Here is an 18,877-nt window from a genome sequence, read left to right as displayed (position 1 = left end):
GCTTTCCGAATTATGTGTATAATGCACATATGAGGAGTCCCGGCATGCCGTCAACAAAAAACGTGCAAAATACACATATCTCCGATCAGCTGCGCCAGGTCCATGGAGCGGTGCTCGATATTGTCGGCCTGATGAACCGGCCGCAGCGCGATGAGCTGCTGATCAAGGCGGCCGGCATTCCGCTCGACCGGGCGCTGTTCCCGCTGCTTGTCGGCATAGAGCGTTTCGGGCCGATCGGCGTCGTCGAGATGGCCGACCGTGTCGGGCGCGACTACACGACCGTCAGCCGCCAGGTCGCCAAGCTCGAGAGCCTGGGCCTGGTGCAGCGCCAGGCCAGTGCCGCCGACCGGCGCGTGCGCGAGGCGGCGATCAGCCCGAAGGGCAAGGCGATGACCGATCTCGTCGACGCAGCGCGCGAGAAGATCGGCCGCGCCATATTCGAGACCTGGGATGCGCATGACATCGAAGAGCTGGTGCGCCTGATGCGCAAATTCGCGGATGCGCTAGGCGCAGTGCCGGAGACTGGCGCCTGAAGGCCGCCGCAACCGGTAAAATTGTCCTGTGGCGTTGAGCCTCGCGGCAGGACGCCGCTTTGACCAACTCGCATTACGGGCATACGCTGCCGCCAGCAAATAGCAGCCGGAGCCCGCCATGGACCCGCTCATACTGTCGCGCATCCAGTTCGGCGCGAATATTTCGTTTCATATTCTGTTTCCGACGATCACCATTGCACTTGGCTGGGTGCTGCTGTTCTTCAAGCTGCGCTACAACGCCACCAACGATTCCGCCTGGATGCGCGCCTATTTCACCTGGGTGAAGGTGTTCGCGTTGTCCTTCGCCATGGGCGTGGTCTCCGGCGTCACCATGAGCTTCCAGTTCGGCACCAACTGGCCGGGCTACATGGAAAAGGTCGGCAACATCGCCGGGCCGCTGCTGGCCTATGAAGTGCTGACCGCCTTCTTCCTCGAAGCGGCCTTCCTCGGCATCATGCTGTTCGGCTTCCGCCGCGTCTCCAACCGCGTCCACACGCTGGCGACGGTGCTGGTCGCCGGCGGCACGACCTTGTCGGCCTTCTGGATCATCGCGCTGAATTCCTGGATGCAGACGCCGGCCGGCTTCGAGATGATTGACGGCAAGGCGCATGCCGTCGACTGGTGGGCCATCGTCTTCAACCCGTCCATGCCCTACCGTCTCGTCCACATGCTGCTTGCCTCGGGTCTCACGGTGTCGTTCCTCGTCGCCGGCCTGTCGGCGCTGCGGTATCTCAACGGCGACCGCTCGGAATCGATGTGGAAGGCGCTGCGCACCGGTGTCTTCACCGCGGCGATCCTGATCCCCATCCAGATCTTTGCGGGCGACCAGCACGGGCTGAACACGCTGGAGCACCAGCCGCAGAAGATCGCCGCCATGGAGGCCAACTGGAACACCGGCCCCAACGTGCCGCTGGTGCTGTTCGCCCTGCCCGACGAGGCGGCCAAGGAGAACAAATTCGAGATCGCCATTCCCGACGGCGCCAGCCTGGTGCTGCGGCACTCGACAAGCGGCGTGGTGCCCGGCCTGAACGACTACCCCGGCAACCATCCGCCGGTCTTCCCGGTGTTCTGGGGTTTCCGCATCATGGTCGGCACCGGGCTTTTGATGCTCGCCGTCTCCTGGTCGGCCGCCTTCTTCCTCAAGCGCCGGCACAGCCTGCCCAAGCCGCTCGCCATGCTGATGGTGCCGATGGCGCTGTCGGGCTGGCTGGCGACGCTGGCCGGCTGGTACACCACCGAGATCGGCCGCCAGCCCTGGCTGGTCACCGGCGTGCTGAAGACCGCCGACGCCGTCGGCCCGGTGGCCGGCAGCCATGTCGCGCTGACCTTGGCCGTCTATCTCATCCTCTACGTGCTGCTGCTGATCGCCTATCTCGGCGTGCTGGTGCATCTGGCGCTGAAGGCGGCCAAGGATGGTGATTCATCACCGCTGCCGGGGGTGATGAAAGCAGCCATGTCGCAGCCGGCGGCTGGGGAGTAAGAAAAATGACCTTCGACTGGCCAACCGCTCTCCCCCTGATCTTCGCCGGACTGATGGGGCTCGCCATCCTGATCTATGTCATTCTCGACGGTTTCGACCTCGGCATCGGCATATTGTTCGCCGTCGCCGAGGACGCGGAGCAGGACACGATGATCGCCGCCATCGGTCCGTTCTGGGACGCCAACGAGACCTGGCTGGTGCTGGCCGTCGGCCTGCTGCTGGTCGCCTTCCCCATGGCGCATGGCGTCATCCTCACCGCGCTCTACATTCCGGTCTTCGTGCTCCTGGTCGGGCTGATCCTGCGCGGCGTCGCCTTCGATTTCCGCGCCAAGGTGCCGAGCGGCAAGAAGCACCGCTGGAACCGCATCTTCTTCCTCGGCTCCGTCATCGCCTCGCTGGCGCAAGGCTATATGCTGGGCGTCTATGTGCTCGGCCTCGATGTCGGCCTGGGCGGCATGGCGTTCGGCGTGCTGGTGGCGTTCTGCCTGGCCGCCGCCTACGCGGCGATGGGTGCGGCCTGGGTGATCTACAAGACCGAGGGCGAATTGCAGAAAAAGGCCGTGCGCTGGCTGCGCACCGCGCTGGTGCTGACCGCGCTCGGCATGGCGGCGGTGTCGCTGGCGACACCTTTCGCCAGTCCGCGCATCTTCGACAAATGGTTCGTCTGGCCGCAGATGCTGTATCTCTCGCCGCTGCCGATCCTGTCGGCGCTCCTGTTCCTGTGGCTGTGGCGGCAGACCTTCCATCTGCCGAAGCCCGACGACCGCCATGCGCTGACGCCGTTCCTGACGCTGGCCGCCATCTTCGCGCTCGGCTTTGCCGGTCTTGCCTGGTCGTTCTACCCGTTCGTCGTGCCCGACAAATTGACCATCTGGCAGGCGGCGTCGGCGACCGAAAGCCTGGCCATCATCCTGGCCGGCACCGTGGTGGTGCTGCCGATCATCATCTTCTACTCGTTCTACGCCTACCGTGTGTTCGGGGGGAAGGCGACGGACCTGACGTACGATTGAGGAGCGTCTTCTCCCCGTCGCTATACGGGGAGAAATGCCCGGCAGGGCAATGAGGGGCAGCGCAACCCTGTCAACCAGGGAACCGTTTGGTCCCATACCTCTCGATGCCGGCGCCGCCCCTCATCCGCCTGCCGGCACCTTCTCCCCGTATAGTGACGGGGAGAAGGCCGCAAACCTCAATTGCTGGCCGACAGCACCAGCACCGGCTTGTCGTTGTACAGCGCCGGGAACAGCTGCTTCAGGTTCGCCACCTTGGGCAGGTCGTTGTAGACGATGTAGGGATAGGTCGGGTTCAGCGTCAGGAAATCCTGGTGGTAGTTCTCGGCCGGATAGAAGGTCTTGCCGGTCTCGATCGTGGTGACGATCGGCGCCGGATAGAGCTTGGCCTTGTCGAGCTGCTCGATGTAGCTCTGCGCGATCTTCTTCTGCGTGTCGTTCTCGGCGAATATGGTCGAGCGGTACTGGGTGCCGGAATCCGGGCCCTGGAAGTTCAGCTGCGTCGGATTGTGGGCGACCGAGAAATAGACCTGCAGCAGCTGGCCGTAGGTCACCTTCGCGGGGTCATAGGTGATCTCGACGGATTCGGCATGGCCGGTGCGGCCGGTGCCGACCGTCTCGTAGACGGCGTCATCCTTGGCGCCGCCGGTATAGCCGGACACGGCCTTTCTGACGCCCTTGACGTGCTGGAACACGCCCTGCACGCCCCAGAAGCAGCCGCCGGCGAAGATCGCCGTCTCGCTGCCTGGGGCGGCCTTTTCGTCCATTGCCGGCGGCGGGATCACCACCGCGTCCTCGGCCGAGCGCGCCGGCGTCTGCCAGAAGGCGGCCGCCGCCACCGCCGCAAAACCAAGCACGGCCATCGCGCCGCGGGTGAAGAACGGCCGTGTCTTTTCGATACCGGTCATGTTCTGATCTCCTGTTGTTGTTGCAATATATACGACGCAGGCCGGGAAGAGGTTCTCAATTTGCCGTGCGGCGGGGACTCCCCCTCATCCGGCCGCTTCGCGGCCACCTTCTCCCCAAGGGGAGAAGAGAAAGCTGGCGCCGGCGCTCGTAGTCTCCTCTCCTCTTTGGGGGCCCGAAGGACGGGCGAGACAAGCGGCTCGCCCCGGAACGGTCAGCCGAGCGAAGCGATGAGGGGCAGCCTACCTGGCTTACTGCGCCGGTTTCATCGCATCCACCGCCGGTTTCATGGCGTCCGCCGCCGGCTTCATCGCATTGGTGGCCATCGGGTCGGCCGGCTTCATCGCGTCGGTCGCGGGCTTCATGGCATCCGCCGCCTTCATCGCATCCGCCGGCTTCATGGCGTCGGTCGCCATCGCATTGGCGGGCTTCATGGCGTTGGTCGCGTCGTCGGCGCGGGCGCCGGCGACGAAAACGGCGGCCGAAAGCGCGAAGGCGAGCGCCGGCAGGGTCAGGTACTTGGTCATGATAGTCTCCTTGGGTTTTGGCGCGCGGAAGCGGGCCGGGTGATGCGTTGCCGCTCAAATGCGGCCCCGCGCGAAGGGAAAGAGAAATCAGTTGGTGGCGGCGGCGAGGATCGGTCCGCCGCCCGGCGTTTGCACCAGCACGGCGGTGCTCAAGCCGCCGGGGGCGGCGGGCAGCGCATAGGCGGTGGCGCCGCCGGTCCAGCTGCCGAGTTTTGTCAGCGCGTGCACGACATTGGCATGCGGCAAGGTGCGGCCGGTGTTTTCGCCGCGCGCCACAGGCACCTGCACGACGCCCTTGGTGTAGCGCACCAGCCAGACATCGGCCTTGCCGCCCGGTGCCGCACCGGCGCCGATCGCGACCTTGCCGCCTTCGAGCGACAGCGCGGGGCCGCCGGTCCTGCCGGTCGCGGAAATCAGATGCTCGATCTCGCCCGGTGCGGCGCCGACCACGTCGGCATGGCCGTTGACCACGACTTGCGGCGTGAACGGCCCGTCATGGCCGAGCGTCGGCTCGTAGGAAACCTGGCGCTGGGTGAACTCCTGCTTGCCAAAAGTGTCCTTCCAGCCGAGATAATCCCAGTAGGTGACGTTGAAGGACAGCGCCAGCACGCCGGGCTGATCCTTGACCTTGATGAGATTGGCGTTGGCCGGCGGGCAGGACGAGCAGCCCTGGCTGGTGAACAGCTCGACCACGCTGAGCGGCTGCGCCGCCGCGGCCCCGAGCGAGGCGGCGAGCGCCAGCGCCCCCAGGCTGAACAGGGCAAAGAACTTTCTTGCGGGGGATCTCGGCATAAGCGGGCTCCGTGGGGGACGGCGCTCGGACGCGCCGGTCATTCCCCCACTTCGCCGCCATTTGCCGCTTCGTTACAGCGCTCACCGGTTTGTGATCGTGGCCTACGCGCTTTGCCCGAAACGCCACAGCGAGGTGTAGTGCATGATCGGCCGCTCGAACCTTGCGCCCTCGGCGACAAATCGCTTTCCCGCATCCAGCATCGGCTGGAACGTATCGAGTTGCCTGGCGTGCTCCAGCGTGTCCCAGACACTGGTGTTGATCAGCGACGATGTCGCCTCGTCGGCGCCGGCGTAAAAGCTGAGCAGCCCTGGCATGGCCTCGATGCCGGGCCGAAGATCTGCTTCGGCCTCCAGCATCATCTCTCGCAACAGCGCGAACTTCGCAGCATCGCAGCGCAGAATGGATACGCGTGTCACGGGATCGGACATCGGAATTCTCTCCAGGGGCTGATGACGTTGAAGGCCGCCATGATAGCCGATCTCCCCCCTCGAGGGGGAGATGGCCGGGAGGCCAGAGGGCGTCGGTCCGGCTGGGCGCGGCCTTTTGCGGCATTTGAAGGTTGGCGTCCGGTCGTGCCGACCGCCTCTGTCGCCTTCGGCGACATCTCCCCCTCGAGGGGGGAGATTAGCAGCGCCCTACTGCGTCAGCGCCGTCAGCGAGGGCCGCTGGTTGAAGTCGCACTTGCCGGTGACGTTGTAGAAGAAGTCGGCATTGGACGGCGCGGCCGGCACCGTGGTTCCGCCGTCTTCCCAGGCCTGATAGCCCGTCTGCCCGCATGGCACGATGGAGAAGATGTCGACGGTCTGGCCGGTGGCGGTCTCGACCAGGCTGTTGGCGGTTGTTCCGCTGTAGAGCCGGTTGGACGTGTTCGGGTCGTTCGAATAGAGGTTCTGCGGGTTGCCCGACGGCACGTTCATCTGCAGATAGAGACCGCCCATCTGGCTGACGTCGATGGCCGCGCCGGCGCTGTTGGCCGGATACATCGTATCGACGCAGTAATAGTTCGTGCCGTACGAATCCTGCTTGAGCGCCACCCCGTTGGGCGGGTTGTTGCCGACGGAGCAGACCTGTTTCTGCACCATGGTGGAGACGGTCTGGCCGCTTGAATTGGTGGTGAGCGTGCTGACGATGGTGGTGCCGTAGCCCTTGGGATCCTTGGTGTTGCCGTAGGTATAGGCGATCGTCATCAGCGGCTTGGCCACCGTGGCGCCGAATTGCGTCCCGTAGAGCGTCATCGTCTTGCTCCACCAGCCCGAGACGCCGCTGACCTTGAACGTCGCCTGCACCAGGCCCGGCGCCTTGTGGACGCCCGACGTGACGGCGACCGGCACGGTGGCAATCCTGGCGATGGTCATGAAATCGGTCGGCATGGCATAGCTTGCCGAGGTCTGCGCGGTGACGGTGCCGTCGGCGGCGACGTTGAAGTTCACCAGCGTCGTGGTGCCCTCGCCATTGTTGGCGGTGAAATTGTCCTGCAGCGCCTGCTGGCGGGCGGGCAGCGTGGTGGCAGGCGGCAGCGTGGTGATGGCCAGCGTCGCGGCATCCAGCGCTTCCTGCATGTTGGAGCGGGTCTGGACGGCATCGGTGTAGTCGACCGAGAAGCCGACGACGGTGATCAAGGGCACCAGGCTCAGGAAAAACAGCGGCATCATCGAGCCGCTGCGCGAACGGGCGAACCCGCCTGCAACTTTCAGCATTTTTCTACCCCCAGGGATATTAGTGATCGCGCAGATACCATGCGGCCGGCAAATCAAGGTCTAATGCGATTGATCAAAGTTTAATCATCCACGGCCGCCGGGCCGGTATTTGGCGCGGCTCACCGCTTTGTGATCGATGGCGCCGCCCTTGCGCCGCAAGCCTTGCCGCCGCAGGCCACCCCTGCTAAAGCGCGCGGATGAGCACGCCCCTCGACCACATCAGAAATTTCTCCATCGTCGCCCATATCGACCATGGCAAATCCACGCTTGCCGACCGCCTGATCCAGCTGACCGGCGGGCTGGAGTTGCGCGACATGAAGGAACAGGTGCTGGACTCGATGGACATCGAGCGTGAGCGCGGCATCACCATCAAGGCGCAGACGGTGCGGCTGAAATACCGCGCCAACAATGGCGAGGACTATATCCTCAACCTCATCGACACGCCCGGACATGTCGACTTCGCCTATGAAGTGTCGCGCTCGCTGGCCGCCTGCGAGGGTTCGCTGCTGGTCGTCGACGCCAGCCAGGGCGTCGAGGCGCAGACGCTGGCCAATGTCTACCAGGCCATCGACAACAACCACGAGATCGTCGTGGTGCTGAACAAGGTCGACCTGCCGGCCGCCGAGCCCGAGCGCATCCGCGAGCAGGTCGAGGAGGTGATCGGCATCGACGCTTCCGGCGCCGTGCTGATCTCGGCCAAGACCGGCCTTGGCATTCCCGACGTGCTGGAAGCCATCGTCCACCAATTGCCGCCGCCGCGCGAAGGCGACGCCACCGCGCCGCTGAAGGCCATGCTGGTCGACAGCTGGTACGACGCCTATCTCGGCGTCATCGTGCTGGTGCGCATCATCGACGGCGTGCTGAAAAAGGGCCAGACCATCCGCATGATGGGCACCGGCGCCAAATACCTGGTCGAGCGCACCGGCGTGTTCACGCCCGCCCGCATCAATGTCGACGAGCTCGGCCCCGGCGAGTTCGGCTTCTTCACCGGCTCGATCAAGGAGGTGGCCGACACGCGCGTCGGCGACACCATCACCGAGGACAAGCGCCCGACCGCGCAGGCCCTGCCCGGCTTCAAGCCGGCGCAGCCCGTGGTGTTCTGCGGCCTGTTCCCGGTCGACGCCGCCGATTTCGAGGATCTGCGCGCCGCCGTCGGCAAGCTTCGCCTTAACGACGCGTCCTTCTCCTATGAAATGGAAACCTCCGCCGCGCTCGGCTTCGGCTATCGCTGCGGCTTCCTTGGCCTGCTGCATCTGGAAATCATCCAGGAGCGGCTGGAGCGCGAGTTCAACCTCGACCTGATCGCCACCGCGCCCAGCGTCGTCTACCGGCTGCTGCTCAATGACGGCTCGGTGAAGGAGCTGCACAACCCGGCCGACATGCCCGACGTGGTGAAAATCTCGGCCATCGAGGAACCGTGGATCCGCGCCACCATCCTCACCCCCGACGACTATCTCGGCGGCATCCTGAAACTCTGCCAGGACCGGCGCGGCATCCAGGCCGACCTCTCCTATGTCGGCAAGCGCGCCATGCTGACCTACGATTTGCCGCTCAACGAAGTCGTCTTCGACTTCTATGACCGGCTGAAATCGATCTCCAAGGGCTATGCCTCGTTCGACTATCACCTCACCGACTATCGAGAGGGCGATCTGGTGAAGATGTCGATCCTGGTCAATGAGGAGCCGGTCGACGCGCTCTCCATGCTGGTGCACCGCACGGCGGCGGAAAAGCGCGGCAGGCAGATGTGCGAGAAGCTGAAGGAGCTTATCCCGCACCACCTCTTCAAGATCCCGATCCAGGCCGCGATCGGCGGCAAGGTCATCGCCCGCGAAACCATCTCGGCGCTCCGCAAGGACGTGACCGCCAAGTGCTACGGCGGCGACGTCTCGCGCAAACGCAAGCTGCTGGACAAGCAGAAAGAAGGCAAGAAGCGGATGCGGCAGTTCGGCAAGGTGGATATTCCGCAGGAGGCGTTTATCCAGGCGCTTAAGATGGGCGACTAGCGCAATGCCAGATCCCCGGGAGTAAGAGTGTTCGCCATCGTTTTCAGTTACTGTTAGGCAGCAGCGTCAGCCAGAAACAGTGGACGAGAGGGAAACGGAAGCCCGGCCGAGACGAGATATTCCTTAAAGCCATGATTGCAGTAGGGATGGGTTAGCTGCAGGTTTTCTTCATTTGCTCGGCCGCCATCTTGCACTCGTCGCCTGTGGTCATCACTAAAGGCCGTGGTCGGCAATCGGGCATAGCAGATTGCACAGCGCAAGGTAGTTTTAAGCATTTCACGGCGGCGGACTGTCTGGCTGGTCTCACGCGTAATTTTTTTGTTGGGCGCGCCTTCTAACTCAACTAGCTCCGCCAAACCGCTAAACCGGTGATCTGCTATTATTCCAGAACGAATTTGGTCGAAGTCCTTGCCATCACGAAGATCATCAAGAATTATTTTGTACATCGCCAAAACGGTAGGGACACTCTTTGTCCATCCACCAAACTTACCAAGAATATGTTTGATGATAGAATGGTTTCTTACCAGAAATTCCTCAAACATAGCCCGATGCTGACAGAACTCAATTAGCCGTTTGTTTAAGTTGAGATATTGGATGAAACTGACCACGGCCAAAAAAGCCGATGGGTGATGCTTACCTGCGGTTCCCCAGAAATAGACGGAGGGATGAAGCCCGAGGCTCGCGCTACCACTACCGGCCACGTACTTGACGACACCATAAGCTCTCTCAAGAAACCTGACGGTCTGAGTTCCATCCCTATCGTCAGGTAACTCTTCTTGGGCTCTGAGCGCGCCAATTTCGTTTGTGAAGTTAATCAATTCCAGAGTTATACGAAGCGCTTCGGCGGTATAAGGCTTGCCAGCCACCGGCATCTCGATCGACTGCCCTAGCTCCGCGCTCTCAGGTTCGAACATTATTCCATAAGTGTTCGACGCGACCTTTGAGATTGCTTGCTTGGTTGAGGGGTCAAAGTCTGAAACATACTCATGGCCGGTTGCCGCACGGATTAGCGCCCTAGCGGCCTGAACATTCGGCTTCCTTCGCGCGACAATCATGTATTTCTCAGTATCGCTGATTTGAATACCTCTCTGGTTGATTGCCAGGAAAGATTTTTCAGCGATTTCCGCGTCTCCAACCACCCATTGTGCGTAAAGGGGCTGACCAATATTGGACGCCCATCGAATACGCTCCGGAGATGGATTCTCGTCCGAGAGTGCCTTGCTGAGGTCCGCATAGGTGCCGATGTTGGCTACTAGTTTACGGCATTCTCGGTGGTATTCCAGCTGTTGACGTGGGATGTGGCCATCGAAAAATTTGTTAGAAATTGGCCCCGCCCCATAGTCGTCATTCACCCATGCGATCAAAGCACTAAGGCGATGGGCTCCATCGACGACAAACGTATATCCCGCCTCAGATTTCCAAAGGATGAGCGCAGGGATGAGACTACCGTCACGAAAGCTTTTGATTAGAGTAACGACGTTGTCGATATCCCAATCATTGGTCACCCGTTGGAAGTCAGGTTTGCGAAGTAGACTGAAATGCAGCCGCCCTTGCGCAAGCTCTGAAACCGGGATCCCGCCTTGACCAATGGTTCCGGGTCCGTGGGTTACAGTATCAGCGTTCTCGCGCTTAATCAGCGCATCCAAATTTAGGCGTTTACCTGCCATCAGTTGCGATCCTTCATACCATCTGCCACAAAACGATCGCGCCTCACCGCTGATGCTTAATGCGACACGGATACACTGGCGTCGTCGTGATTCGATGCCTTTGCGTTGTCGGATGCGAAAGGTTTTCGGATCCGGCCAACTCGAGGTCAAGCTAAAAGTCTATTTTGCCATGCTATCATAATTTCAGCGGCAGCATCAGTTGTACCGCTCGTGGTATCCAGGACCATATCATTTTTGCAAAAACCGACAGACTTAATAAATAGAGCGGCAGTTCCTATGGAGCGATTTCCTCTGAGCTTCTCTCGCCTTTCAAGCTCGTCCAATTTAGCGGTAACGGCAACCAAGAAAGCGTCGAAAGATTTGACGACCTCAACTAAATCATCGGCGAACTCTTGGGCTTCTAGAACGTGCTCGACAATAAGATCATTCCCTGCTTCGGCAAATGCCACAATTGAGCGGTGAAAGCCTCGCATGAATTGACGGGTTTGCTCACCTATGTTCCGGTCTTGTGGATACAAGCTCACCGGATGGAAACTGCTGTCCGTAAAGAGGTCAACGCTGTAGTAGCAGAACGGCTCGCTAAGGGCTTCGCGCAACGCGTGAATGACCGTTGATTTGCCCGCGCTTGAAGGGCCATGAACGATGATTATGCGCCCTCGCATGCTCAAATCCCATTTAGAAAAATTTACGCTTCAGAATACAATCGCAGTTTTGCTTCAGATTACTAGTTGGTTTTGTAAGTTAGCCTTATCTGTCGCAGCTGTGATGGGCGCGCGGGGTAATTGGGGGGCTTCGCCTCCTAGGCAATCGACCTCTCCCTTTTTGACGCCTGCCTCCTGAGTTATCCTTCTCCACGCCTTGGGGACACACCACATGCGCACCACCTCAGACTCCATCGCCTCTCTCGGCCTCGCCATCGGCGGTGCCTTCGGCCTTGCCGGCACCTTCGTCGCCAGCGCTCCGCTGCGCGAAACGCTCTGGACGATCGACGGCGTGGCGCTGGTCGTCGCCACCGCGCTGCTCACTATGAAGTACCAGCGACTGGGCCATGATTGCGTCGCCGCGGGGTTCCTGACCTTCCTGGCCGGCGAGAGCCTGCTTTTGGCCGGCAATGCGGCCGGCTTACAGGCCAGCGTGCCTTCCTATGTCGGCGGCATTTCGCTGTGGGCGGCGGGGCTGGTCATGGTCAGCGCGCCGAAGATTTTCGCGCTCTGGATGCGGCTCACCGCGCTTGTGGCCGCCGTGCTGTTTGTCGTCTCGGCCGGCATGATCCTGTGGGGCGCGCCCTTGCTGCCGATTTCAGCGCCGCTGCCGGCGGCGGGGTATCCGTTCCTGGTCCTGACTTTTATTGGGTGGATCTGGACGCTGGTGAGGGACGGGCGGTAACTAGTGCCCGTGTCAGCGTCCGTCGAAGTCCGCGACAGGAAGATGAGCGTCAGCGCTGTCCCTCATCTGCCTGCCGGCGTTCGTCGTTCGAAAAGCCAAGCAGTTGGCTTTTCGTCCGCTACGCGGACCACTCCTCAACCCCCCGTAAACGGGGCGAAGGGGCTGTTGTCGCCGCTTTCGCCAATCGCCAACGTTGCAAAGAAGGCGCCGGCGTTGCCGCCAGCCCCTCTCGCCCCGTTTACGGGGAGAGATGTCCGGCAGGACAGTGAGGGGTGGCGCCGGCGGTGAAGGTTAGTGCGCAGGGCTCGGCGCTGCCTTCCTACCCCCTTGTGGGGGAAGGTGATCGGCGCGCTAGCGCCGAGACGGATGAGGGGTGCTCCAGCGGAGTGAGGCGGTGGTGTTCTCTCGTTCGATTTGTTGTCTAAGTAGCGTCAAGCTGGAGCACCCCTCATCCGACCTCGCTTCGCGAGGCCACCTTCTCCCACAAGGGGAGAAGGGAAGATCAGCGTCGGCGCCTCACCCCTCAATCCAAACCTTCTCGAAATGCTGTTCCAGCGCCTGGTGCTGTTCGCAGCCCTCGACCCCCTTGCGGTAGGTCCGGTAGACCGAGCGCCAGTAGGGTTGGATGATGATGCCGCTATCGCGCAAATTCTTCTCGATGCCGGCCATGATCTCCTTGCGGGCCTTGGCGTCGGGCATCGCCAGCGCCTTGTCCAGCAGTTCGTCGAACTCCTTGCTGGCGTAGGCGCTTTCGTTCCAGGCCGCACCGGATTTATACGCCAGCGCCAGCACCTGGACGCCGAGCGGGCGGCCGAGCCATTCGGTGCAGGAGAAGGGGTATTTGCTCCAGTCGTTCCAGAAGGTGGCGGCGGGCAGCACGGTGCGCTTGATCTTGAGGCCGGCCTCGCGCATCTGCGCGGCGATCGCGTCGCCGGTGCTCTTCTGCCATTCGACGTCGACCGAGATCAGCTCATATTCATGGTCCGGTTTGCCGGAGGCGGCGAGCAATTTCTTGGCCTCCTCCACATCGGGCTTGGCCGGGCCGATATCGGCATATTCGGGGTGCATGGGGCCGACATGGTGGTTGTCGGCCGGTTTTCCCCGGCCGCCGAGGCCGAGCGCCAGCACGGCCGCATTGTCGATGGCGAGCTGGGCGGCGCGGCGTACCTTGATGTCGTCATAGGGCGCGTTGCCGATGTTGAAGCGGGCGACGATGGTGGAGCCGGTGGCGATCTCGAAATTCTTCAGCCCCATCTGCTCGGTCTGCGAGACGGCGTCGGAGGCGGTTTCGTGGTCGGTGTCGATCTCGCCGGATTCGAAGGCCGACAGCATGGCGTTGGGGTCGGAGCCGTAGTCGATCCACTGGATGCCATCCAGATAGAATTCGCCCTTCCACCAGGGTTTTTCCTTGCGCTTCACCTCGGCGCCGGTCTCGGCGTCCCATTTCACCAGCTCGCAGGGGCCGGTGGTGATCGCCAGCGCTTTCATGGGGTCGCCGTCGCCCTCATAGGAGCGGTGCATGATCAAGGCGGGATAGTCGGCCATGCCGGCGATCAGCGAAATGTCGGGCTTTGGCAGGTTCAGCTTGACGGTGAAGTCGTCGACCTTCTCGATGCCGCCGTCGACCACCTTCTTGGTGTCGGCATTGACCAGCGCGCCCATGCGCGCGGCGACCGAATTGCCGGCGACGCCGGCCTCGCACCAGCGGGTGAGGTTGTGGACGACGTCGTCGGCGTTGAAGGCGTCGCCATTCGACCAGGTGACGCCTTTGCGCATATAGAGCGTCAGCGTCCTGGCGTCATCGCTCATCTCCCATTTCTCGAGCAGCCAGGGCTCGAAGGAAAAATCGGTGTTCCAGCGCACCAGATATTCGTTGCAGTGGCGGGCGACGTTGGACATTTCGACGCCGTCGAAGGTGCGCGGGTCCTTGAAGCCCTTGACGTTCATGGCGACGCGCAAGGTCCCGCCCTTCTTCGGCTCGGCGGCGCGGGCAGGCGCCGCGGTCAGGCCACCCAAGGCAAACGCCCCGGCGGCGCTGACGCCGAGGCCGGCCATCAGGGCAAAATATTCGCGGCGGTTGATGCCGCCGGTCTTGAAATCCGCGGCGACGGGCTTGGCCCGCGGATGCAGCTTGCGGTCGGTCAGCATGAATTTCATCGTCGTTCCCTCTTGTCGTTGGTGCATGCCGCCCAAAAGTGCGGGGGTTTGGGACATGCACGGAATCAGACTCGTCCCGGCGAATCGCCGACGCGGGAGCGGCTGCGACCGCCGGGACGCTTCTGCCTGAGGCGGCGATGATAGGGCGGGGTGACGTTGGGAAGTGTTCTGGAATCCGCAGGAGTTGTGCGACGCTCCGCAGAGACGTGGCCTGTGGGGCAATCCATTTCTGGTGGCTGCCGAGGTCCGCCCCCTGGCCTGCGGCTTCGCGTTTCACCAGCGGCTTCCCCCACTCCGTCTCGGCTTTGCCGAGCCACCTCTCCCCCCTCCGGAGGGAGAGGAAAGGCGCCAGGATTGGCGAACTCGCGCCCTTCCTCTCCCCCGTCGATCGGGGAGAGGTGTCGAGCGAAGCTCGACGGAGTGGGGGTCGACCATGGCTCGACCGTTGTATTTCGATCGACCAGAACCGTTAGGTGGTGCAAATGGGTGCTGTCCCACCGGCGTTGCCAAGGGTCACCAAGGCAACAAAAAACCCGGCTCAAGGCCGGGTTTTTCGAGGCATTCCGTAGATATAGCTCAGCTCACCTGGACCTTCGACGCTGCCTGGTCCTCGGCGATCTTCTGCTGGAACATCTGCGCGAAGTCGATCGGGTCGAGCATCAGCGGCGGGAAGCCGCCATTGCGGGTCGCCTCGGCGATGATCTGGCGAGCGAAGGGGAACAACAGGCGCGGGCATTCGATGAACAGGATCGGCAGCATGTGCTCCTGCGGGAAGCCCGAAATGGCGAAGACGCCGCCATAGACCAGCTCGACGTTGAACAGCACTTCCTGGTCGAAGGAGGCCTTGGCGTTCAGCGTCAGATTGACGTCGAACTGCTTGTCGGACAGCGGGTTGGCGTTGACGTTGACGTTGATGGCGATGCCGGGGGCCTTGTCGCGGCCGCGCAGCGAGTTCGGCGCGCCGGGGCTTTCGAAGGACAGGTCCTTCACATACTGGGCAAGCACGTTGAGCGACGGCTGCGCCGCATTGCCGTTTCCGTTGGCTGCGCCGGTCGGCGCGTCATCATTGCTGGCCATGAGCCTTATTTCCTTTTCCCCTGGGCAGCGTTGCTGACCGAATTGAAATCGGGCGTTCGCTACCATGGTCGGCATGACAAGACAAGGTTTGCCGCCTTGGGGCTCGGGGGCGATCGCTTTGGGCTGTGTCGGCTGCGACTTTGCATTGGAGAAATCAATTCGAGGTCGGCGCCGCCCCTCACCTGCCTGCCGGCGTTCGTCGTTCGAAAAGCCAAGCAGTTGGCTTTTCGTCCGCTGCGCGGACCACTCCTCAACTCCCCGTAAACGGGGCAAGGGACGCGGTTGTCGCCGATTTCGCCAATCGCCGGCGTTGCATGAAGGGCGCCCTTCCTCTCCCCCGTCGATCGGGGGAGAGGTGTCGAGCGAAGCTCGACGGAGTGGGGGTCGACCCTTGGGCGCAAGGCGAGGCAATGCCTGCGCCTTGGTCCCTTTTCAATATCCGTTCGCGTCGATTGCCAGGTGGTTCCCCCACTCCGTCTCGGCTTCGCCGAGCCACCTCTCCCCCCTCCGGAGGGAGAGGAAAGGCGCCTGGCCGGGCCGCACCCGCGACCTAATCGTCCTTCAGCCGCCGCCACGGCGAATTATGATCCGGGCCGCGCTTGAAATCGTCCTCACGCGAATAGTCGCCGTCGTCGAGGTCGATGACCTTGTCGCGCGACCGGCGAAAACCGCCGGCCGAGAAATCCGTGGCCACCACGATGCGGCCCTTGAACCGGCGCCAGGCCAGGTCGCGCACCGGCGGCAGGAACAGCAGCAGGCCGATAATATCGGTGATGAAGCCGGGGATGATCAGAAGGATCGCGGCGACCACGATCATGGCGCCGTGGGCGAGATGGCGGCTCGGATCATGGCCGGCGTCCATCTCGGCGCGCACCCGCGCCATGACGCCGAAACCCTGGTGCCGGAGCAGGAGCACGCCGGCGATGCTGGAGGCCAGCACCAGGCCGACCGTCGCCAGCGCGCCGACCTCGCGGCCGACGATGACGAAACCGGCGATTTCCAGCAGCGGCAGGGCGAGGAGAAAAAGGGGAAGCAGCGAAATGCGCAAGTCTTGCCAACCTTCCGGTCGTTGGTCGTTTCGATTGTTTTGGCCTTGGCGGCAATCGCCGCTGGCACTGAGGCCGTTAGATAGGTATGCCTGCCTTTAATTTGAATGATTGCACCTTGCGTTCTATATGCTTTGAATGTTGAACGCTATGCGACCGCGGCCTGTTGGCCGGATGGTCCGGCCTAGAGGCAGGGATTGATTGGCGGAAGATATGGGCTTCTTCGACTTCGGCACGATTTTCTTCCTGATCGCGGCGGTGGTGATCTTCTTCCAGCTGCGCAACGTGCTGGGCCGTCGGACCGGTAGCGAGCGGCCGCCCTTCGACCCCTACACGGCGGCGCGCACCGAAAAGGACGCCACGCAGAAGCCGGAAAATGTCGTTTCGCTGCCGCGCAAGCGGCAGCCGGGCGAGCCGGCGCCTGCCGACGCCTACACGGCCATCGACGCCTTTGCCAAGCCCGACACCGACCTCAACAAGGGCCTGCGCGCGATCAAGGACAATGACCCGTCCTTCGACCCGAAGGGTTTCATCGACGGCGCCAAGATGGCCTATGAGATGATCGTCATGGCCTATGCCGACGGCGACCGCAAAACGCTGAAGAACCTGTTGTCGCGCGAGGTGTTCGACGGTTTCGTCGCGGCGATCGGCGAGCGCGAGGCGAAGTCCGAAAAGATCCAGTCCTCCTTCGTCGGCATCGACAAGGCCGACATCGTCTCGGCCGAGATGAAGGGCGGCGAGGCGCATGTGACGCTGCGCATCATCAGCGAGCTGATTTCGGCGACGCGCGACAAGGCCGGCGCGGTGATCGACGGCGATCCGGAAACCGTGGCCGAGGTCAAGGATGTCTGGACCTTCGCCCGCGACACGCGCTCGCGCGATCCGAACTGGAAGCTCGTCGCCACCGAAGAAGAAGACTGAGCCCGGCAAACGCGGCGAGGCTCCGGTGTCGCTATCGCCTCTCTTTGTCGAAAAGTCCTTCGAGGATCTCCCCGGCTGGGGCGATGACGACCCCCTGCTAGCCTTCGAGGCGTTCCGCCGCTCCGCTTTCCATGTGCTGACAAAGCCCTATCGCAGCGGCGCGCTCGGCGTCGATTTCGGCGCCTTCGCCGCAGCCTATGCCGAGGCGCGCACCGCAGCACCCGCCAGCCGGGCGGAGGCGCGAACTTTCTTCGAGCGCCATTTTGTGCCGATGCTGGTGCGGCCCGAGAGTGGCGCCGGCCTCGTCACCGGCTTTTACGAGCCACAGGTCGAGGCCTCGCCGGTGCGGACCGGGCGCTTCACCGTGCCGCTCATGTCGCGGCCGGCCGATCTCGTCGATGTCGACGACGCCAACCGGCCGCAGGGCATGGATTCCTATCTCGCCTTCGCGCGCCGGACGGCGGATGGACTGGCCGAGTATTTCGACCGTGGCGCGATCGAGCGCGGCGCGCTGGCCGGCCAGGGGCTGGAGATCGCCTGGCTGGCCGAAAAGGTCGACGCATTCTTCATCCATGTGCAAGGGGCGGCGCGGCTCGCCATGACAGATGGCCGGTTGCGCCGCGTCACCTACGCCGCCAAGTCGGGCCAGCGTTTCACCGGACCCGGCAAAATCCTGAGCGAGCTCGGCGAGATCCCGCTGGCTGAGGTGACGATGCAGTCGATCCGCGCCTGGTTCAAGGCGCACCCCGGGCGCATCGACGAGATCCTGTGGCAGAACCGCTCCTACATCTTCTTCCGCGAGGCTGACGTGGAGGATGCAGCACTTGGCCCGATCGCCGCCGCCAAGGTGCCGCTGACGCCGGGCCGCTCGGTGGCGGTCGACCGCCTGCTGCACACATTCGGCACGCCGTTTTATATCGACGCGCCGACGCTGACCGCTTTCGAGGCAAAACCGTTCCGCCGGCTGATGATCGCGCAGGATACCGGCTCGGCCATCACCGGACCGGCGCGCGGCGACCTGTTCGCCGGTTCGGGCGACGCGGCCGGCGAGATCGCCGGCGTGGTGCGCAATACCGCTGATTTCTACGCGCTGGTGCCGCGCGCGCTGGCCGGGGGCGCAAGATGAGCAAGCGTCCGGACAGGCTGAGCGAGGACGACCGGGTGCTGTGGAACCTGGTGGCGCGCACGGCCAAGCCGCTGAAGGGCAAAACCTCCGTCGAGATTCCCGACATGGCCATCGAGGCCAAGCCGTCCGCGCCGCAGACGGCCCAGCCCGCCGCCAATGCGCCGGGCGCGGCAAAGCCGAAGGCGCAGCATGTCACGCACCGGCTCGACGAACCGACGCTGGACAAACTGTCGAAGGGCCGGCTGCCGATCGAAGGCCGCGTCGACCTGCATGGCATGACGCAGGACGAGGCCTATTCGCTGCTGTTCTCGTTCCTGCACCGGGCGCATGCCGGCGGCGTCCGCTATGTGCTGGTCATCACCGGCAAGGGGTCATCCTCCGGCGGCGACGGTGTGTTGCGGCGCGCGGTTCCGACCTGGCTGTCGACGCCGGCCTTCCGGCCGCTGGTCTCCAGCCACGACCATGCCGCCCGCAACCATGGCGGCGCGGGCGCGCTCTATATCCGGCTGCGGCGGGCACGCGCATGAGGCCGGACGCCGTGAGTTCGTGCA

The 18,877-nt window shown here is 63.1% G+C and carries 18 protein-coding genes; 8 read left to right on the top strand and 10 right to left on the bottom strand.

Going from position 1 to position 18,877, the window contains the following annotated elements:
- The first annotated feature begins 44 nt into the window (after positions 1-44).
- From JG746_RS04380 to JG746_RS04370, 3 genes are all read left to right on the top strand, one after another.
- Positions 45-533, top strand: coding sequence for a MarR family winged helix-turn-helix transcriptional regulator (locus tag JG746_RS04380; RefSeq protein WP_202357058.1), 489 nt, complete (start codon positions 45-47; stop codon positions 531-533).
- A gap of 118 nt (positions 534-651) precedes the next feature.
- Positions 652-2,013, top strand: coding sequence for a cytochrome ubiquinol oxidase subunit I (locus JG746_RS04375; RefSeq protein WP_202357057.1), 1,362 nt, complete (start codon positions 652-654; stop codon positions 2,011-2,013).
- 5 nt (positions 2,014-2,018) lie between these two features.
- On the top strand, positions 2,019-3,023 hold the full coding sequence (locus JG746_RS04370) for a cytochrome d ubiquinol oxidase subunit II (RefSeq protein WP_202357056.1): 1,005 nt from the start codon (positions 2,019-2,021) through the stop codon (positions 3,021-3,023).
- A 176-nt stretch (positions 3,024-3,199) separates the two neighbouring features.
- On the opposite strand, the gene msrA is transcribed toward JG746_RS04370, so the two are convergent.
- The 5 genes from msrA to JG746_RS04345 all read right to left on the bottom strand — a co-directional run bounded on the left by msrA (position 3,200) and on the right by JG746_RS04345 (position 6,943).
- Entirely contained in the window at positions 3,200-3,928 is a 729-nt protein-coding gene (gene msrA, locus JG746_RS04365; protein WP_202357055.1) for a peptide-methionine (S)-S-oxide reductase MsrA, read from the bottom strand.
- 249 nt (positions 3,929-4,177) lie between these two features.
- Positions 4,178-4,453 carry a hypothetical protein gene (locus JG746_RS04360; RefSeq protein WP_202357054.1) on the bottom strand — a complete coding sequence of 92 codons (276 nt, stop codon included), beginning with the start codon at positions 4,451-4,453 and terminating at the stop codon, positions 4,178-4,180.
- A gap of 87 nt (positions 4,454-4,540) precedes the next feature.
- On the bottom strand, positions 4,541-5,245 hold the full coding sequence (locus JG746_RS04355; RefSeq protein ID WP_202357053.1) for a DUF1223 domain-containing protein: 705 nt from the start codon (positions 5,243-5,245) through the stop codon (positions 4,541-4,543).
- A gap of 102 nt (positions 5,246-5,347) precedes the next feature.
- Positions 5,348-5,674, bottom strand: a complete 327-nt coding sequence (locus JG746_RS04350) for a hypothetical protein (protein WP_202357052.1) — start codon at positions 5,672-5,674, stop codon at positions 5,348-5,350.
- A 207-nt stretch (positions 5,675-5,881) separates the two neighbouring features.
- On the bottom strand, positions 5,882-6,943 hold the full coding sequence (locus JG746_RS04345; RefSeq protein WP_202357051.1) for a TadE/TadG family type IV pilus assembly protein: 1,062 nt from the start codon (positions 6,941-6,943) through the stop codon (positions 5,882-5,884).
- 197 nt (positions 6,944-7,140) lie between these two features.
- Here JG746_RS04345 and lepA point away from each other — a divergent pair, with 197 nt between their 5' ends.
- Positions 7,141-8,946, top strand: a complete 1,806-nt coding sequence (gene lepA, locus JG746_RS04340; RefSeq protein WP_202357050.1) for a translation elongation factor 4 — start codon at positions 7,141-7,143, stop codon at positions 8,944-8,946.
- Between the two features lie 53 nt (positions 8,947-8,999).
- Here the strand turns inward: lepA and JG746_RS04335 are convergent, their stop codons facing one another.
- Complete coding sequence (locus tag JG746_RS04335; protein WP_202357049.1) at positions 9,000-10,613, bottom strand: GmrSD restriction endonuclease domain-containing protein; 1,614 nt, start codon at positions 10,611-10,613, stop codon at positions 9,000-9,002.
- A gap of 146 nt (positions 10,614-10,759) precedes the next feature.
- Positions 10,760-11,275, bottom strand: coding sequence for a phosphotransferase-like protein (locus JG746_RS04330; protein WP_202357047.1), 516 nt, complete (start codon positions 11,273-11,275; stop codon positions 10,760-10,762).
- 211 nt (positions 11,276-11,486) lie between these two features.
- Between JG746_RS04330 and JG746_RS04325 the strand changes: the two genes are divergently transcribed.
- Entirely contained in the window at positions 11,487-11,999 is a 513-nt protein-coding gene (locus tag JG746_RS04325; protein ID WP_202357046.1) for a hypothetical protein, read from the top strand.
- 516 nt (positions 12,000-12,515) lie between these two features.
- Here JG746_RS04325 and JG746_RS04320 read toward each other — a convergent pair.
- The 3 genes from JG746_RS04320 to JG746_RS04310 form a co-directional block, all read right to left on the bottom strand.
- Complete coding sequence (locus JG746_RS04320; RefSeq protein WP_202357045.1) at positions 12,516-14,156, bottom strand: ABC transporter substrate-binding protein; 1,641 nt, start codon at positions 14,154-14,156, stop codon at positions 12,516-12,518.
- 576 nt (positions 14,157-14,732) lie between these two features.
- Positions 14,733-15,233, bottom strand: coding sequence for a protein-export chaperone SecB (secB, locus tag JG746_RS04315; RefSeq protein ID WP_019862223.1), 501 nt, complete (start codon positions 15,231-15,233; stop codon positions 14,733-14,735).
- A 550-nt stretch (positions 15,234-15,783) separates the two neighbouring features.
- A complete protein-coding gene (locus tag JG746_RS04310; protein WP_032932371.1) occupies positions 15,784-16,281 on the bottom strand; it encodes an FxsA family protein in 498 nt (165 codons plus the stop codon).
- Between the two features lie 211 nt (positions 16,282-16,492).
- Between JG746_RS04310 and JG746_RS04305 the strand changes: the two genes are divergently transcribed.
- Genes JG746_RS04305 through JG746_RS04295 form a run of 3 tightly spaced genes read left to right on the top strand, consistent with a single transcriptional unit; the run spans position 16,493 to position 18,853 of the window.
- On the top strand, positions 16,493-17,200 hold the full coding sequence (locus JG746_RS04305) for a Tim44/TimA family putative adaptor protein (RefSeq protein WP_202359257.1): 708 nt from the start codon (positions 16,493-16,495) through the stop codon (positions 17,198-17,200).
- 25 nt (positions 17,201-17,225) lie between these two features.
- Positions 17,226-18,326 carry a murein transglycosylase A gene (mltA, locus tag JG746_RS04300; protein WP_202357044.1) on the top strand — a complete coding sequence of 367 codons (1,101 nt, stop codon included), beginning with the start codon at positions 17,226-17,228 and terminating at the stop codon, positions 18,324-18,326.
- On the top strand, positions 18,323-18,853 hold the full coding sequence (locus JG746_RS04295) for a Smr/MutS family protein (protein WP_202357043.1): 531 nt from the start codon (positions 18,323-18,325) through the stop codon (positions 18,851-18,853). The genes mltA and JG746_RS04295 overlap by 4 nt, the downstream gene beginning before the upstream one ends.
- Positions 18,854-18,877 lie beyond the last annotated feature (24 nt).

Source organism: Mesorhizobium sp. 113-3-3, from assembly GCF_016756495.1.
GTDB lineage: Bacteria > Pseudomonadota > Alphaproteobacteria > Rhizobiales > Rhizobiaceae > Mesorhizobium.
The sequence above is the reverse complement of the archived record's forward strand: the minus strand, read 5'-3'. Positions and strand labels throughout refer to the sequence as shown.

Bases quoted from the DNA above. Each gene is read 5' to 3' on its own strand.
- JG746_RS04380 (WP_202357058.1), top strand. From the start codon at position 45: ATGCCGTCAACAAAAAACGTGCAAAATACACATATCTCCGATCAGCTG.
- JG746_RS04375 (WP_202357057.1), top strand. From the start codon at position 652: ATGGACCCGCTCATACTGTCGCGCATCCAGTTCGGCGCGAATATTTCG.
- JG746_RS04370 (WP_202357056.1), top strand. From the start codon at position 2,019: ATGACCTTCGACTGGCCAACCGCTCTCCCCCTGATCTTCGCCGGACTG.
- msrA (WP_202357055.1), bottom strand. From the start codon at position 3,928: ATGACCGGTATCGAAAAGACACGGCCGTTCTTCACCCGCGGCGCGATG.
- JG746_RS04360 (WP_202357054.1), bottom strand. From the start codon at position 4,453: ATGACCAAGTACCTGACCCTGCCGGCGCTCGCCTTCGCGCTTTCGGCC.
- JG746_RS04355 (WP_202357053.1), bottom strand. From the start codon at position 5,245: ATGCCGAGATCCCCCGCAAGAAAGTTCTTTGCCCTGTTCAGCCTGGGG.
- JG746_RS04350 (WP_202357052.1), bottom strand. From the start codon at position 5,674: ATGTCCGATCCCGTGACACGCGTATCCATTCTGCGCTGCGATGCTGCG.
- JG746_RS04345 (WP_202357051.1), bottom strand. From the start codon at position 6,943: ATGCTGAAAGTTGCAGGCGGGTTCGCCCGTTCGCGCAGCGGCTCGATG.
- lepA (WP_202357050.1), top strand. From the start codon at position 7,141: ATGAGCACGCCCCTCGACCACATCAGAAATTTCTCCATCGTCGCCCAT.
- JG746_RS04335 (WP_202357049.1), bottom strand. From the start codon at position 10,613: ATGGCAGGTAAACGCCTAAATTTGGATGCGCTGATTAAGCGCGAGAAC.
- JG746_RS04330 (WP_202357047.1), bottom strand. From the start codon at position 11,275: ATGCGAGGGCGCATAATCATCGTTCATGGCCCTTCAAGCGCGGGCAAA.
- JG746_RS04325 (WP_202357046.1), top strand. From the start codon at position 11,487: ATGCGCACCACCTCAGACTCCATCGCCTCTCTCGGCCTCGCCATCGGC.
- JG746_RS04320 (WP_202357045.1), bottom strand. From the start codon at position 14,156: ATGAAATTCATGCTGACCGACCGCAAGCTGCATCCGCGGGCCAAGCCC.
- secB (WP_019862223.1), bottom strand. From the start codon at position 15,233: ATGGCCAGCAATGATGACGCGCCGACCGGCGCAGCCAACGGAAACGGC.
- JG746_RS04305 (WP_202359257.1), top strand. From the start codon at position 16,493: ATGGGCTTCTTCGACTTCGGCACGATTTTCTTCCTGATCGCGGCGGTG.
- JG746_RS04295 (WP_202357043.1), top strand. From the start codon at position 18,323: ATGAGCAAGCGTCCGGACAGGCTGAGCGAGGACGACCGGGTGCTGTGG.